Genomic DNA, 15,123 nt, shown 5'->3' on the forward strand with positions numbered 1-15,123 from the left:
GCACCACACGTGGTGCGGGCCCTCCGGCATGTCCGCCCCGCGGCCCTTCCTGGCGTGGGCGCGGCCCGGTGACCGGTGGCCGGTGCGCGTCAGGGCGCCGGGGGGCTCGCCGCCTCTCGGGGGAGCGCGGCCCGGCGGCCGGGCGGCGTGGCACGAGCTCCTCCCCGTACGGGACGCGGGTCAGGGGTCGTCTCGAACTCGGTGCACAGCCATCGCACGCCCCTGCGTTCCAGCCTCAGGGCCAGGACGCGTGAGCGGTCGCCGCAGTCGACCACCACGCACATCTCCACCACCCCGTCCCCCGGCTGGGAGACGTGGGCCCGGCCCACCCGGGGCGGGCGCGCGCTGGTGATGACCTTCCCGCTCCGCACCAGCTCGGCCTGGGCCCTGCCGGACATGTGGCAGGAGACGCTCGCCGGAGGGCGCCTGCCGGACAGGATCTCGGCGACGGCCTGCGCGAGGGCCCGCAGCCGCCGCTCGTCGGGAACCGCGCCGGGCGAGCCCCAGACCAGCGGTTTCCCGGCCGGGGGGCCTGACGCCCCGGGATCGAGGGCGAGGGCGAGGGTGCCCTGCACGTACGGCGGCACGGCCGGGGCGTCACCGGCGGGGCGGTCGTCGTCGTAGGGCGGTTCGGCGGTGGGGGAGGGCGCGATCCTGGGGAGCGATGCCGGACGTCGTGGGGGCGACATGGGGACTCCGATGTGCTCGGCTGGGGTGGAGGAACTGACACATCAGGGAGTTTCCGGCCCACCGTCCAGATACGTCGCCCGCCAACTTCCGGTGGATCCCGGTCGTTTCGCCCTGTTAGGCGGAGAAGGTGACCTCGGGTTGGAGCGGTCGGTCCCCGCGAGGGGGCGGGTTGTGGCCAGAACGGTGATCTCCGGCGGACGGCCGAAACCGCCCGGCGCACCCTCTCGGGCGCGCGCCACCCGGGCGGAGGGGGCTCGGGTGAGGGGCTAGGCAGGGGATTGCCGCTCAGGTGGAGGACGGCTCGGTGCGCGCCTCTCTGGCCGGGGCGGCTCAGGGGGAGGCGCGCCGCTCAGGCGGTGGGAGGGGCGGTGTCCGCCCTGCCCCGCGCCGGGGCCGCCGGGGCCGCCGGGGTCGAGGGCTCGCCGGGGGCGACGTCCCCGCCCTGTGCCGAGGAGGGCTCGCCGGGGTCGACCCCTCTGTCCTGTGCCGTAGGTGAGGGCTCGCCGGAGTCGACGTCGGGTTCGGGTTCGCGGCCGGGGGTCATGATGTTCAGTCTCCTGATCAGGAAGCTGAACACGGTGTAGTAGATCACCGCGTAGACCAGCCCCATCACGATGATGATCGGCACTCCCCGGGCGTTGGGCGCGGTCCCGTACAGGCCGAGGTCGATCAGACCGGAGGAGAAGCTGAAGGCGAGTTTGACGTCCAGCGCGGAGGCGAGGGCCATGGAGACGCCGGTCAGCACGATGTGGATGACGAACAGGACCGGAGCCACGAAGATGAAGGCGAACTCGATCGGTTCGGTGATCCCGGTGAGGAACGCGGTGAGCGCCGCGGAGATCATGATCGAGCCGACCGCGGTACGGCGGTGCGGTGGCGCGGCCCGCCAGATGGCGATCGCGGCGGCGGGCAGGCCGAACATGAGGACCGGGTAGAAGCCCGCCTCGAAGCCGCCGTAGCCGACCGCGCCGTTGTTGAAGCAGATCAGGTCCCCGGCGAGCTTCTTGCCGTCGACCACGCACTCGGGGACCTGGGTCCAGATCACGTTGTTGACGATGTGGTGCATGCCGAGCGGGAGGAGGGCGCGGTTGATCATGCCGTAGATCCCGGCGCCGAGCTCGCTGTTGGAGGCGAGCCAGGTCCCCGAGGCGCGGACCCAGCCGCCCAGCACCGGCCAGACGAAGCCGAGGAGCACGCCGATCACCAGCCCGGCGAAGGCGGTGAGGATCGGCACGAGGCGGCGCCCGCCGAAGAAGGCGAGCCAGGTCGGCAGCTTGGTGCGGTGGTAGCGCTGCCAGAGCAGCGCGGAGACCAGGCCCATGACGATGCCGCCGAGCACCCGGGTCGGGTTCTGCGCGCCGAGGTTCAGGACCGCGTCGGGGACGCCGGGGTCGGCCCTGTCGAACACCTCCGTGGTGATGGACTCCCTCAGGTCGGCGTCGAAGAGGATGAAGAACATGTTCATGCTGACGGCGTGGAAGACCAGGTAGCCGACGAGCGCGGCCAGCGCGGTGGAGCCGTCGGCCTTGCGGGCGAACCCGATGGCGACGCCGATCGCGAACAGGATGGGCAGGTTGTCGAACAGGGCGCCGCCCGCGGTGCCGACGACGCGGGCCACGTCGTCGAGCAGGGCGCTGTCGGTCCGGCCGAGGAGGTCGTCCTGCCCGAGCCTGAGCAGCAGGCCCGCGGCCGGCAGGACCGCGATCGGCAGCATCAGGGAACGTCCCAGGCGCTGGAGCACGCTCATCACGGCGGACCCGGGGCGGGTGGCGGGCGGGCCCGCGTCCGCCGGGAGAGGGCTCATCGGGCTTTCCTCCAAGGGCTGGAAGGGAGGAGGGCGGCGAAGGGGGCGGTCGCGCGGGACGGGACGGGGTGTGACGGTGGCGGTGCGGGGCCGGAAGGCGGCCGGAACGGGCGGGTCGGGAGCGTGGCCGGAGCGGGCGGGGTGTCGACGTGATCGAAAGGCGACCGGAACGGGTGTGGCGGGTGGGCGTGGTCCGAGGGTGATCGGAGCGGACGCGGCGGATGGGGCGTGGTCGGTCGGGCGGGCATCGGGATCAGGCGCGGCGGGCCGGTATCTCCAGGATCGTACGGAGCTGGTAGCGGTCGGCGCGATAGGTGGACACCCCGAGTTCGGCGCAGACGCCTCCCGCGAAGGAGCGCCGCTGGAGCAGCAGCACGGCCCCGCCGCGCGGTAACTTCAGCAGGTCGGCGTCCCCGGGGTCGGCGATGCCGCCGTCGATGGTGAGCTCACCGGCGTCGAGCACCAGGCCGTAGCGGGTCTCCAGGAGGGCGTAGAGGGAGCGGCCCGTCAGGTCGTGGGTGTCGAGGTCGGGCGCGAGGGAGACGGGGATGTGGGCCCGCTCGATGCACATGGGCTCGTCGGCCGCGGTCCGCAGCCGCTCGATGAAGTGAACCTCGTCACCCGGCTGGATGCCGAGCTCCCTGGCCAGGTGCGCGCTCGCCCTGACCACCCGCCGGTCCAGGTCGCGGGAGCCGGGCTCCATGCCCCTGGCGCGCATCTCGTCGCTGAAGGAGGTGAGCCGCAGGGACATCTCGATCTTGGGGCGGGCCACGAAGGTGCCCTTGCCCGCCACCCGCTGGAGCCTGCCCTCGGAGACCAGGTGGTCCACGGCCTGCCGTACGGTCATGCGGGACAGCCCGAAGCGCTGGCAGAGCTCGCGTTCGGACGGGATCGCCGTGCCGATCGCGAGCTCGTTGTTCTCGATGAGATCGAGCAGGATCTCCCGGAGCTGGAAGTACTTGGGCACCGGGCTGTCCGGATCGATCTGGGCCACAGGATCCTCCCCCCTCGATCTGAGATGTCGCATGAGTTATGGTTCGTACTGGTCTAGTCCGGACTAGACCACAGGCCGGAAAAGGGTGTCAACGTACGGACCGGAGACGGATCGATAACGGCCCGGTCTCGTCCGTCCGAACCGAAGGATGAGCGCGAGATGACGACCAAGATGCGCAGCGAGATCGCCGAGCAGCCCGCCGCGCTGCGAGCCACGCTCGACGCCCTCCTCCCCAGGGTCGGGGAGGTGGAGCGGCTCGCGGGGGAGACCCGCCAGCTGCTGTTCATCGCCCGTGGCACCTCCGACAACGCCGCAGTCTACGGTCGCTACCTGGCCGAGGCCCACACGGGCAGGCTCTCCACCCTCGCCGCCCCCTCGATCGCCACGACCTACCGGCGCAGGCTGGACCTCGACGGCGTGCTGGCCGTCGCCCTCTCCCAGTCGGGCAGGACCGAGGAGATCGTCGAGACCCTCGCCTGGGCGAAGGAGTGCGGGGCCAGGACCGTGGCCATCACCAACGGCGGCGAGCAGAGCCCGCTGGCCCAGGCCGCCGACCTCGCCCTGTGCACGGTCGCGGGCGAGGAGAAGGCCGTACCGGCCACCAAGACCTACACCACCCAGCTCGCCGCGCTCGCGGTGCTCGCCCTCGGCCTCGGCGCGGACGTCGACGCGGCCGACCTGCAGCGGGTGCCGGACGCGGTCGAGAAGCTGGTCGGCGACCCGGGTGACCTGGAGGCGATCGTCGAGGGCCTGGCCGACAAGCCGGGCGTCGTGGTCTCCGGCCGGGGGCTCGCCTTCTCCACCGCGCTGGAGCTGGCGCTCAAGCTCAAGGAGGCGTGCTACCTGCACGCCATGGGCCTGTCGTACGCCGACCTGCTGCACGGCCCGATCGCCGTGGTCGACGAGGACACCCCGGCCATCCTGGTCGCGGCGGGCGAGGGGCCGACCCTGGCCGGCACCGTGGCGCTCGCCGAGCGGGTGACCGGCGCGGGCGCCTCCGCCTACACGGTCGGCGGCGGCACCGCGCTCTCCTCGGTCTCCACCGCCGCGCTGAACGGCCCGGACCTTCCCGAGTGGGTCGCCCCGCTGGGCCTCATCGTCCCCGGTCAGCTGCTCACCGAGGCGCTCGCGCGCAGGCTGGGGATCGACCCCGACGCCCCCCGCGGTCTCAACAAGGTGACGCAGACCGACTGATCGCGGCCTGTCCTTTAGCCTGGTCATAGCCTTGGGGACAGGGTGATCACATCTGGAGGGCGACATGGCGGCCGACGCCGACGCGATCATCGCTGGACTCGGTGGTGCGGACAACATCATCGAGATCGAACCGTGCATCACCCGGCTCCGCACCGAGGTGCGCGACGCCTCCAAGGTCGACCAGGTGGCCCTGCGGGCGGCCGGCGCGCACGGTGTGATGGCGGCGGGCAACGTCGTCCAGGTGGTGGTGGGTCCCGAGGCCGACACGATCGCCAGCGACATCGAGGACATCATCGGCTGAGGCAGAAGCAGAGGCTGAGCGGATCAGGCCTGACAGGAACCGGCAGGGGCCGACGAGGACGTTCTCGCGGGCGGGGCGCGCCCGGACGGCACGCGTGTGCGGCCGGGGCGCGGACGGGCCGTCCTCGCGGGCGGCGGCATGCCGAGGGGGTGCGGTGACCACAGTTCTGGCACCGGTCGCGGGGGTGGCCGTGAGGCTCGGCTCGGTGCCCGACCCTGTCTTCTCCGAGGGGCTGGTCGGGCCCGGCATGGCGATCGAGCCGGACAGGACGCCCGGACGGGTGCTCTCTCCCATCGCGGGCACCATCGTCAAGCTGCACCCGCACGCGTTCGTGGTCGTCGGGGACGACGGCCGGGGGGTCCTCGTCCATCTGGGCATCGACACGGTCGAGCTCAGGGGGGAGGGCTTCGAGCCGCTCGCCGCCGAGGGCGACCGGGTGAGCGCCGGGCAGCCGGTGGTGGCGTGGGACCCGGCCGGGATCGAGGCGGGCGGACGTTACCCGATCTGCCCGGTCGTGGCGCTGGACGCCGCCGCGAACTCCGTCACCGGCCTCGCCACGGGAACCGTCGGCGCCGGTGACGAGCTCTTCGAGTGGAGCGATCCGAGCGATCCGCCCGAGGCCTCGCGAGAACCGAGGTACGGGTGATGAGCTCTCCGAGTAGAGCGATCCGCTCAAATCCTCGCGAGAACCGAGGCACCGACCATGAGGCACCGACCATGAGGTACCGGCCGCGCGGCCGGAAGTGAGGACGCGGGAGTGGGAAAGACGGTGAAGGCGGCGCTCTTCGATCTCGACGGGACGCTGATCAACAGCGAGCGGCGGAGCATGGCCGTGTGGGCGATGCTGCTCGACAGCCACGGAGTGGTCCACGACGAGGTCGTGCTGCGCGGGTTCATGGGGCGGCGCGGGCGCGACGTCCTGACGGAGCGCGCCCATCTCTTCCCCGGCAGGCGGATCGACGACCTGATCGAGGAGGCCTTCTCCTTCCACGACCATCCCGACCTGCCCGGCATCGTGCCGGTGCCCGGCGCGGCCGAGCTGGTCCGCAGGGTCGCGGCGTACGGCTCGCCGATCGCGGTCGTCACCTCCGCGGGCCGCGACTGGGCGGAGGAGCGGCTGGCGCAGGTCGGTGTCCGCGACCTGCTGGAGACGGTCGTGTCCGCCCACGACGTGGTCAGGGGCAAGCCCGACCCCGAGGGGTTCCTCCTCGCCGCCGCGCGCCTGTCGGTCGATCCGGCACACTGTGTGGCGTTCGAGGACTCGATCGCCGGGATCGCGGCGGCCAAGGCGGCGGGCATGGCGTGCGTGGGTGTGGCGACCACGCACCCGGGCACTGAGCTGACCGCGGCCGACCTCGTGGTCGCGGACCTGACGGGGGTCGACTGGCCCCTGTCGAGCATCAATGATCCCGCGGTCTAGACCGCGGGCGAACCTCCGGGAGGAACACGTGGCCGAGCGCCAAGTCACCGTCAAGTCAGAGGTCGGCCTGCACGCCAGGCCCGCCGCGACGTTCGTCCAGACGGCGGTCAAGGCGTCCCTGGACGTCACCGTCGCCAAGATCGGCGGCGAGCCGGTGAACGCCAAGAGCATCCTGGCGGTCCTCTCGCTCGACGTCAGGGAGGGCGACACGGTGGTGATCCGGGCGGAGGGCGAGGGAGCCGACGAGCTTCTCGACCAGCTGGCCGGCATCGCGTCGGCGCCGTGAGCGCCCTCACCGGGGTGGGGGTGAGCCCCGGGATCGGCGTCGGCCCCGCCTACGTGCTCGCGTACGAGGCGACCGTCCCGGCCCCGGGCTCCCGGCACGGCGGGGACGCGCCCGCGGAGCTCGCCCTGGCCGGGCGGGCGCTGGAGCGGGTCGCCGCCGACCTGGAGGAGCGCGGGGCCCGCGCCGGTGGTGAGGCCAGGGAGATCCTGGAGGCGCAGGCCATGATGGCCCGCGACCCCGGCCTGGCGGACGGGGTGGCCACGCTGGTCGGGGCGGGCGCCGCCGCGGCCCGCGCGGTCTACGAGGCGTTCGGCCACTACCGCGACCTGCTCGCCGCCGCCGGGGGATACCTCGGTGAGCGCGTCGCCGACCTGGACGACGTCAGGGACCGTGCCATCGCGGTGATCGAGGGCCGCCCGGCGCCCGGGGTGCCCGAGGACACCGGGCGGCCGTACGTCCTCGTCGCCCGCGACCTGGCGCCCGCCGACACGGCGCTGCTGTCCCCCGACGTGGTGGCGGCCTTCGTCACCGAGCAGGGCGGCCCGACCAGCCACACCGCGATCCTCGCCCGCGCCATGGGGGTACCGGCCGTGGTGGCCTGCCCGGGGGCGACCTCGATCGCGCCGGGTACGCCGGTGCTGGTCGACGGGGCCTCAGGTCTCGTACGGCCCGAGCCCTCCGACGACGAGGTCCTCGGGGCGCGCGACGCCGCCGCCGCGCGGGAGGCCGTGCTGGCCTCCGCCACCGGGCCGGGGACGACCGCCGACGGGCACGCCGTGCCGCTGCTCGCCAACATCGGCGGGCCCCGCGACGTGGCCGCCGCGCTGGAGCACGGGGCCGAGGGGATCGGTCTCTACCGGACCGAGTTCCTCTTCCTCGACCGGGCGGAGGCGCCCTCCGAGGCGGAGCAGGAGGCCGCCTACCTGGAGGTGCTGGACGCCTTCCCCGGTGGCAGGGTGATCGTGCGGACCCTCGACGCGGGGGCCGACAAGCCGCTCGCCTTCCTGCTGCCGGGGGCGCACGAGCCCAATCCCGCGCTGGGGGAGCGGGGGGTGCGGCTGTTCAGGACGCATCCGGAGATCATGGGTACCCAGCTCGCCGCCCTGGCCTCGGCGGCCGCGCGCTCGAAGGGGAGACTCCAGGTGATGGCGCCGATGGTGGCCACCGCCGAGGAGGCCGCCTGGTTCGCCGACGCCTGCGAAGCGGCGGGGCTGCCGTCGGCGGGAGTGATGATCGAGATACCGTCGGCGGCCCTGCGCGCCTCCGACCTGGCCGTCCGGGCGGGCTTCCTCTCCGTCGGCACCAACGACCTGGCCCAGTACGCCCTCGCCGCCGACCGGCAGCTGGGCGCGCTGACCGGGCTCCAGGACGCCTGGCAGCCCGCCCTGCTCGACCTCGTCGCCCTGGCCGCGGCGGGCGCCGCCGAGCGCGGGAGGCCGTGCGGGGCCTGCGGTGAGGCCGCGGCCGACCCGGCCCTCGCCTGCGTGCTCGTCGGGCTCGGGGTCACCTCGCTGTCGATGTCCGCCCCGGCGCTGCCCGCCGTACGGGCCGCGCTGTCGCGCCACACGCGGCGGCAGTGCCGTCTCGCCGCCGCGGCGGCGCGGGCCGCGGCCTCCCCGGCGGACGCGCGCGCCGAGGCGCGCTCGCACCTGCCCGGACTGGCCGGACTGGCCCTGTGACGTGGGCGGACCTCCCGTACGGGCCGGCGTACGCCGGTCGGTGAAAGGCGTGGGGCCGATGATGACCGGGTGGATGGGCGGGCACCGGGGCGCGGGCCCGGATAGCGTAAGCGGCATGCTTCGGTGGAGACGTGTGACGGGTATCGCGATGATCGCGACGATGGTGGCCGGATGCGCGGAGGCGGGCAGTACGGTTCCGCCCGCGTCCGGTGCGACGCGGGCGGGCGAGAGCTCCGCGAGCGCCGACGCGGCGGCATCCACCGGGACCGAGGCCGCGACCCCCGCCCCCGAGACGTCCGTTCCCGTCGCGGCCTCGGAGACGGTGGAGGCCGCGGGGGTGGAGGGCATGCTCGCCTCGATGAGCGTGGAGGAGAAGGTCGGCCAGCTGTTCATGCCCGTGCTGTACGGCCCGTCGGCCGATACGGCGTCGGGGGAGAACCGGGCGCGGTTCGGGGTGGACAGCCCGGCGAAGATGATCGCCCGCTACCGCCCCGGCGGGGTGATCCTCTTTCCCTGGGCGGGCAACATCAAGAGCGTCAGGCAGGTCGTGGCGCTGACCAACGGGCTGCAGGAGGCGTCCCCCGAGATCCCGCTGCTGATCGGCACCGACCAGGAGAACGGGAAGGTCTCCCGCCTCGCCCCGCTGGTCACGCCCCTGCCCGGGGCGTCGGTCATCGGCGCGACCGGTGATCTCTCGCTGGCCCGCCGGGCCGCCAAGGTGACGGGCACCGAGCTGCGCGCCCTGGGCGTCAACCTCGACTTCGCGCCCGTCGCCGACGTCAACGTCAACCCGCGCAACCCGGTGATCGGCCCGCGCGCGTACGGCTCGGACCCGAAGAAGGTCGCGCCGATGGTCGCCGCCGCCGTCCAGGGCTTCCACGACGCGGGGATCGGGGCCACGGCCAAGCACTTCCCCGGCCACGGCGACACCGGCGTCGACAGCCACACCGGCCTGCCGGTGATCACGCACTCCCGGTCCCAGTGGGACAGGCTGGACGCCCCGCCGTTCGCCGCCGCCATCGGCAAGGACGTCGACGCGATCATGAGCGCGCACGTCGTGATGCCGAAGCTCGACCCCTCGGGTGACCCCGCCACCCTCTCCAAGCCGATCCTGACCGGTCTGCTCCGCGAGAAGCTCGGCTTCGACGGGGTCGTCTCGACGGACGCGCTGGACATGGCGGGGGTGCGCAAGAAGTACAGGGACGGGGAGGTCGCGGTGCGGGCGATCCAGGCCGGGGTGGACCTGCTGCTCATGCCGCCGGACTACCGCGAGGCCCACCGGGCGCTGCTGGCGGCCGTGGCGTCAGGGAAGATCTCCAGGACGCGGCTCGACCAGTCCGTCCGGCGGCTGCTGAAGCTGAAGGCCGACCGCGGTCTGCTGGACAGCGCGCCGGTCGCCGACCCGGCCGAGGCCGAGCGGGTGCTGCGCTCGGCCGAGCACCTCAAGGTCGCCCGGCTGATCACCTCGAAGGCTCGCTGAGAACCGGGTCCGTCGCCTCGAAGGTCTGCCGAAAAGGGGGCCCGGGGGCGTGACGGCCGATGATGATCGGCTTGGTCCGGCCCCTTCGAAGGCCCACCGGGAAAGGGCCCGGGGGCTCCTGCCGTGCGGCGGGGTCAGGCGAGCTGGAGGTTGCCGGTCCTGGCCAGCGAGACGACGAGCGACTGGATGACACGGGTGAGCAGGGCCTCGATCAGCATGACTACCGCCTTGGCAAGGACGGTGGAGATGAATCCGGACATATCAACCTCACAGGGAGAAGGAGTGCTTAAGGTGATAATTCACATCAAGAGAGTGTAAGTCACCATTCATGAGGTTGCTGTTCGGTGAACGTTCGGTGACATCCCCAGCGTGTCCCCTGTGCCGCCCCCGCGTCGCGTCTCACGTCTCCCCGGGTTCCACCCCTCACGCCGGGCCTCCCGTCCGCCTCTCACACCGCCCCCATGTCGTCCCCTACGCCTCCTCCCGCGGCTCTTCCCCCGTCTCCTCCCGCGTTTCCCGCTGTGCCTCTCCCCACGTCGCCGCCTGGAAGGCCACCCCGGCGGCCGTCGTGGTCGCGGCGCTCCCCAGGGCGACGGTCCATCCCACGGGCCCCAGGAAGTGGCAGCCGAAGAACCGGCAGACCCCCGGTACCGAGACCGCCATGCCCAGGACGGCGAGGGACAGGAGCGAGGCCAGGACGACCAGGCGGTCCCGGCTGCCCAGGGCCAGGGTCTGCAGCAGCTGCGAGGCCACGAGCGCGACCAGCCCCATCGTGTCCGCCCGCCCGCGCGTACCGGTCCCCCGGCCGATCGCCCAGGCCAGGCCCGCCGCGCTCGCCGTGGTGGCGGCGCGCAGGTAGATGTCGCGGGTCAGGGACGCGCCCAGCGAGGCCTCGGGGCCCTCGTCCAGCAGCTTCTCCGGGCTGGTGGCCGTCGGCGGCCGGGAGGCCACCGCCATCGCGGGCAGCATGTCGGTGAGGAGGTTGACCAGCAGCAGTTGCCGGGCGTTCAGCACGTTCCCGCCGCTGATCAGGCTGGATCCGACGGCGAAGACGATCTCCCCGATGTTGCCGCCGAGCAGGATGCTGAGGGCGTCGCGGACCGAGCCCCACATCGCCCTGCCCTCGATGATCGCGTCGACGATCGTCTCGATGCGGTCGTCGGTCACGACGATGTCGGCCGCCGCCCGCGCCGCCGGGGTGGCGCGGGACCCCAGGGCGATCCCCACGTCCGCGACCCGGATCGCGGGGGCGTCGTTGGCGCCGTCGCCGGTGACCGCGACGACCTTGCCGGTCCGGCGCAGGCAGCTCACGATCCGCGCCTTGTGCGCCGGGGTGGTCCTGGCGAAGACCGTCACGTCCGGCAGCGCCTCCACCAGGGCGTCGTCGTCCATCTCGTCCAGCTCGGGCCCGGTCATGATCCGCCCGCCGTTGAGCACGTTCAGCTCGGCGCCGATCGCCTCCGCCGTGCTCGGGTGGTCGCCGGTGATCATGACGATGCGCACGCCCGCCCGCGTGAGGCGGCCGACACTCTCCGCGGCCGTGGGCCGCACGGGGTCGGCCAGGCCGAGGAAGCCGAGGAAGCACAGGTCCTGGATGCGGGACTCGTCGAGATCGCGGCGGTCGGAGGCGGAGCGCTCCGCGACCGCGAGCACCCGGTAGCCCTGCCGGGCGAGCTGGTCGAGCTCCTTCTCGACCTCCGCCACGAGGTGGTCCACGAGGGGGACCACCTTGCCGTCGCGGAGGATGGACGTGCAGCGGGTGACCACGATCTCCGGGGCGCCCTTGACGCTCAGCAGCGGGCCCGAGTCGCCCTTGCCGAGTACGGCGTGGTAGCCGCGTCCCGGCTCGAAGGGCAGCTCGTCGACCCGCTCCCAGCTTCCGGTCCCCTTCTCGGTCACGCCCAGCCGCTCGGCCCCCTTCAGCACGGCGCGGTCGGTGGGATGCGGGACGGGGCGCCCCTCGTCGTGCCGGGGGCACGCGCGCATTCCCGCGGTCACGATGTGCCGCAGTTCGGGCGTCAGGTCCTCCAGGGTGCGCTCGTCCTGCACGTCGGAGACGCACCGCAGGCTGATGCGCCCCTCGGTGAGGGTTCCCGTCTTGTCGAAGCACAGGACGTTGACCCGGCCGAGGGCCTCGATCGTGGAGGGGTTGGGCACCAGGGTGTTACGGGTCGACAGCCTCCGCGCGGAGGCGAGCTCCGCGACCGAGGCGACGAACGGCAGCCCCTCGGGCACGGCGGCGACGGCGAGGCTCACCGCCGGCGCGAGCGCCTGCGGCGCCGAGCTGCCGCGCAACAGGTCGGCGGCGAGCAGGACGACGCCGGAGCCGACCGCGACCGGGAGCACCCGCCGGCTCAGCTCCCGCAGCCGTAGCCGCACGCCCGTCACCGGGGGCTGCTCCGCGGCGGCCCTGGCGGTCCTGGCCGTCTCGGTCGCCTCGCCCGCCGCGACCACCACCGCCAGCCCGCTGCCGGCCGCCACCGTCGTCCCCTCGTAGACCATCGAGGTCCGGTCGGCGATGGCGGGCGCGTTGACGGGCTCCGGCGACTTGGTGACGAGCTGTGACTCGCCGGTCAGGGTCGCCTCGTCGATCTCCAGGCCCACGGCCTTGAGCACGCGGCAGTCGGCGGGCACGGTGTCGCCCGCGCGCAGCTCGATCACATCGCCGGGTACGAGGTCCTCGACGGTCGCGTTCGCCTGCTCGTGAGGGTGGGCGGCGCCCGCCTTCCGCTGGTGAGGCCCGGTGCTCGCCTTCTCATCGACGGTCGCGTTCGCCCGCTCACCGGGGTGGGCCCCGCTCGCCTTCTCCGCGTGGGGTCCGGCGCCGTTCGCCCGCTCGTCGGGGTGGGTCTCGCTCGCCTTCTGGTGCGGGCGGCGCAGCCGTACGGGAACCGCGACCGCCTCGGTGAGGCGGTGCAGCGCCCGGTCGGCGCTGTAGCGCTGGCCCCCTCCGATGAGCGCGTTGGCGAGCACGACCGTGCCTATCATCACCGAGTCGGAGACCGAGCCGACCAGGGCCGACAGGCCCGCCCCGGCCGCCAGGACGGGGGTGAGCGGGTTGGCCAGTTCCTCGGCGGACACGCGGAGCAGCGAAGCGGGTCCCTCCGGCGCCCCCTGTCCCGTCGAGGCCCTGCGCCGCGCGGCCTCGGCCTCGCTGATCCCGCCGGTCGAAGAACCGAGCAGGGCCAGGACCTCCTTGGTCGGCATCGCGTGCCAGGGAGTCCGGTCGACCCGGATCGGCGGGGTCTCCCGCCCGGCGTGCCAGCCCGCCCACCCGCCCGCGACGAGGGTCGCCATCGACGTGCAGCTGCTCGCGAGCTGAGCCTTGTGCTCCGACGTCCCCGGCGGCCCGAGGACCGTCAGCACGCCTCCGGCGGCGGTTCCCGCGGTGGTGAGCCACACGCACCGCTCGCTCGTCCTCCTCGCCGGCCCCAGGCAGCTCAGGAGCAGGTGGACCTCCTCCAGCTCGGCGATCACGTCCGCGTCCCAGGGCACCCGGCCCGAGTCGCGCAGCACGCCGATGCCCAGGTCGGCCTGGGCCAGCGCGGCCATGCGGCGCGCCGACACCACGGCGACCCCGTGGCCGTCCGCCTGGAGCGCGCGGACCGACCGGGCCAGCCGGGAACCGCCCGGCACGATCTCGTCGACGCCGAGCCGCAGGGCGAGTTCCGCGCCGCCCCCCGCGAGCGCCACGGCGCACGCGCTTCTGGCCGCGGCGACGATCGCGTCGGCCAGCGGGTCGACCCGCGGCGCCATGCCGACCAGGGCGGCCGGAACGCCCCTCCTCGTCACGCGGACGGCCCGGATCCCCCGGGCCTCCCAGTCCTCGGCGTCCTCCGTGACGAGCCCGGCCGGGCCCGCGAGGGGCTCCGCCTTCCACTCGTCGTCCTCCCGCCGCGCGCCGGGGTCGTCGACGTCGATCAGGGTGAGGAGCCGCGCGCGCAGCCCGTCGAGGCCCTCGCCGTTCGCGGAGTCCGGTTCGCCGAGGGGAACAATGCGGTCGATCTCCCACGAACCCGTGCCGAGCGTGTCGGAGTCGAGGATGACGGTGTCGATCCCGTCCATGTGGCGCAGGGAGCGGTTGTTGAGGACGACCGCCCCGCGCCTCGCCATGGCGCGCCCGATCGCGGAGGCGAAGGATTCGCGGCCCAGCTTCGCGGCCTTGGGGGTCGTCGCGGTGAGCATGGAGACGGTGCGCTCCCGGTTGCCGCTGAGAAGGTACGTCAGCCCGGCGGCGCCCATCGCCGCGGGGACCCCGACGCGCTCGAACCGCTCCACGGGGCTGTGGGCCATGGGCGCGGGGCGCGGTTTCCTGGCCGCGCGGGTGTGGCGGTAGGAGCCCTTTCGCGACGCCAGGTCGTGCTGGTGCGCCTCCCAGGCCCGCCGCGTCTCGCGCGCCTCCAGGTAGCGGTCGGTGGCGGTGACCGACTGGACGAGCGTCTCCAACCGGCGCAGCGCCAGGGTCTGGGTGACGATGTTCGCCGTCGCGAACAGGGCGACGGTGGCCGGGCCGCCGATGCGGCGTTCCAGCTCGTGGCGGACCCTCGGGGTGGACTCCGCCACTCCCAGCAGGGCGGGAACGACCGGGGAGATCGGCGGCGCGTGCACCGCTCGCCCGGCGAACGCCATGCCCGCCCCGATCAGGCTCGCGCCGAGCCGGATGCCGGCACGGGTGTGCCGTTCCACCACCTTGGCGGTGTAGTGCTCCGCCAGCTTGGCGGCGAGGAGCCCCGGCTCCGGAGATGAGGCCTTGTCGTCTTCGGTGTCCCCGTCTTCGGTGTCCTCTGTGTCCTCTGTGTCCTCGTCCAGGTCGTCGTCGCTGTCGTAGCCGTCGGTCAGGTCGTCGTCATCGTCGTCGCCGCCCTCGCCGTCGAGCGCCTCGACGACCTCCAGGAGTCTCTCCAGGTCGATCGAGGCCGGGTCGCACCCCACGAAGACGGAGCCGAGGATCCCGTTGACCTCCGCCCGCCCGACCCCCTCCAGCCTCAGCAGCGCGTTCTCCAGCCGCCGGGCCCTCGGCTCGCTGCCCGGTGAGCCGATCACGTGCAGATCGACATGGAGCCCTCCGGGGCAGGCCCGTTTCCCGCGCGAACGCGGCAGGGCGTTCATGACCGCGGCGGGCACGACCTTGATCGCACCGGGTACGGCGTTCCAGAGGGTTTCCGCGGGCACGGACAGCAGACGGGGCACGAACATTCAGATCTCCGGCGGGCAAAATGACGGGACCGATCAGGCCGTGGTTACGCGCGGCCTGATCGGCCCCATCGCTGCGGTT

General features: G+C 73.5%; 12 protein-coding genes. 7 read left to right on the forward strand and 5 right to left on the reverse strand.

Annotation, left to right across the window (positions count from 1 at the left end; all coding sequences use genetic code 11):
- Positions 1 to 89: 89 nt before the first annotated feature.
- From ACSC1Q_RS20895 to ACSC1Q_RS20905, 3 genes are all read right to left on the reverse strand, one after another.
- Positions 90 to 689 (reverse strand): Rv3235 family protein, encoded by a 600-nt coding sequence (locus ACSC1Q_RS20895; protein ID WP_436760375.1) that lies wholly within the window; start codon positions 687 to 689, stop codon positions 90 to 92.
- A gap of 350 nt (positions 690 to 1,039) precedes the next feature.
- Positions 1,040 to 2,494 carry a PTS transporter subunit EIIC gene (locus tag ACSC1Q_RS20900; RefSeq protein WP_436760376.1) on the reverse strand — a complete coding sequence of 485 codons (1,455 nt, stop codon included), beginning with the start codon at positions 2,492 to 2,494 and terminating at the stop codon, positions 1,040 to 1,042.
- Positions 2,495 to 2,747: 253 nt separating this feature from the next.
- Positions 2,748 to 3,488, reverse strand: coding sequence for a GntR family transcriptional regulator (locus ACSC1Q_RS20905; protein WP_362837563.1), 741 nt, complete (start codon positions 3,486 to 3,488; stop codon positions 2,748 to 2,750).
- Positions 3,489 to 3,647: 159 nt separating this feature from the next.
- Here ACSC1Q_RS20905 and ACSC1Q_RS20910 point away from each other — a divergent pair, with 159 nt between their 5' ends.
- The 7 genes from ACSC1Q_RS20910 (at position 3,648) to ACSC1Q_RS20940 (ending at position 9,848) form a co-directional block, all read left to right on the forward strand.
- Complete coding sequence (locus ACSC1Q_RS20910; RefSeq protein WP_436760377.1) at positions 3,648 to 4,682, forward strand: SIS domain-containing protein; 1,035 nt, start codon at positions 3,648 to 3,650, stop codon at positions 4,680 to 4,682.
- A gap of 64 nt (positions 4,683 to 4,746) precedes the next feature.
- Positions 4,747 to 4,983 carry a PTS sugar transporter subunit IIB gene (locus tag ACSC1Q_RS20915; protein WP_350973052.1) on the forward strand — a complete coding sequence of 79 codons (237 nt, stop codon included), beginning with the start codon at positions 4,747 to 4,749 and terminating at the stop codon, positions 4,981 to 4,983.
- A gap of 154 nt (positions 4,984 to 5,137) precedes the next feature.
- Positions 5,138 to 5,629 (forward strand): PTS sugar transporter subunit IIA, encoded by a 492-nt coding sequence (locus ACSC1Q_RS20920; RefSeq protein ID WP_436760378.1) that lies wholly within the window; start codon positions 5,138 to 5,140, stop codon positions 5,627 to 5,629.
- A gap of 111 nt (positions 5,630 to 5,740) precedes the next feature.
- Positions 5,741 to 6,403, forward strand: a complete 663-nt coding sequence (locus ACSC1Q_RS20925; RefSeq protein WP_436760379.1) for an HAD family hydrolase — start codon at positions 5,741 to 5,743, stop codon at positions 6,401 to 6,403.
- Positions 6,404 to 6,431: 28 nt separating this feature from the next.
- On the forward strand, positions 6,432 to 6,689 hold the full coding sequence (locus tag ACSC1Q_RS20930; protein ID WP_436760380.1) for an HPr family phosphocarrier protein: 258 nt from the start codon (positions 6,432 to 6,434) through the stop codon (positions 6,687 to 6,689).
- Positions 6,686 to 8,368, forward strand: a complete 1,683-nt coding sequence (gene ptsP / locus ACSC1Q_RS20935) for a phosphoenolpyruvate--protein phosphotransferase (RefSeq protein ID WP_436760381.1) — start codon at positions 6,686 to 6,688, stop codon at positions 8,366 to 8,368. The genes ACSC1Q_RS20930 and ptsP overlap by 4 nt, the downstream gene beginning before the upstream one ends.
- 133 nt (positions 8,369 to 8,501) lie before the next feature.
- A complete protein-coding gene (locus tag ACSC1Q_RS20940) occupies positions 8,502 to 9,848 on the forward strand; it encodes a glycoside hydrolase family 3 protein (protein ID WP_436760382.1) in 1,347 nt (448 codons plus the stop codon).
- Between the two features lie 134 nt (positions 9,849 to 9,982).
- Here the strand turns inward: ACSC1Q_RS20940 and ACSC1Q_RS20945 are convergent, their stop codons facing one another.
- Together ACSC1Q_RS20945 and ACSC1Q_RS20950 are read right to left on the reverse strand one after the other, a co-directional pair.
- Complete coding sequence (locus ACSC1Q_RS20945; protein ID WP_350973042.1) at positions 9,983 to 10,108, reverse strand: hypothetical protein; 126 nt, start codon at positions 10,106 to 10,108, stop codon at positions 9,983 to 9,985.
- A 211-nt stretch (positions 10,109 to 10,319) separates the two neighbouring features.
- Positions 10,320 to 15,044 carry a cation-translocating P-type ATPase gene (locus ACSC1Q_RS20950; protein ID WP_436760383.1) on the reverse strand — a complete coding sequence of 1,575 codons (4,725 nt, stop codon included), beginning with the start codon at positions 15,042 to 15,044 and terminating at the stop codon, positions 10,320 to 10,322.
- Positions 15,045 to 15,123 lie beyond the last annotated feature (79 nt).

The sequence above is a fragment of the Streptosporangium heterodermiicola genome (genome assembly GCF_051390675.1).
GTDB lineage: Bacteria > Actinomycetota > Actinomycetes > Streptosporangiales > Streptosporangiaceae > Streptosporangium.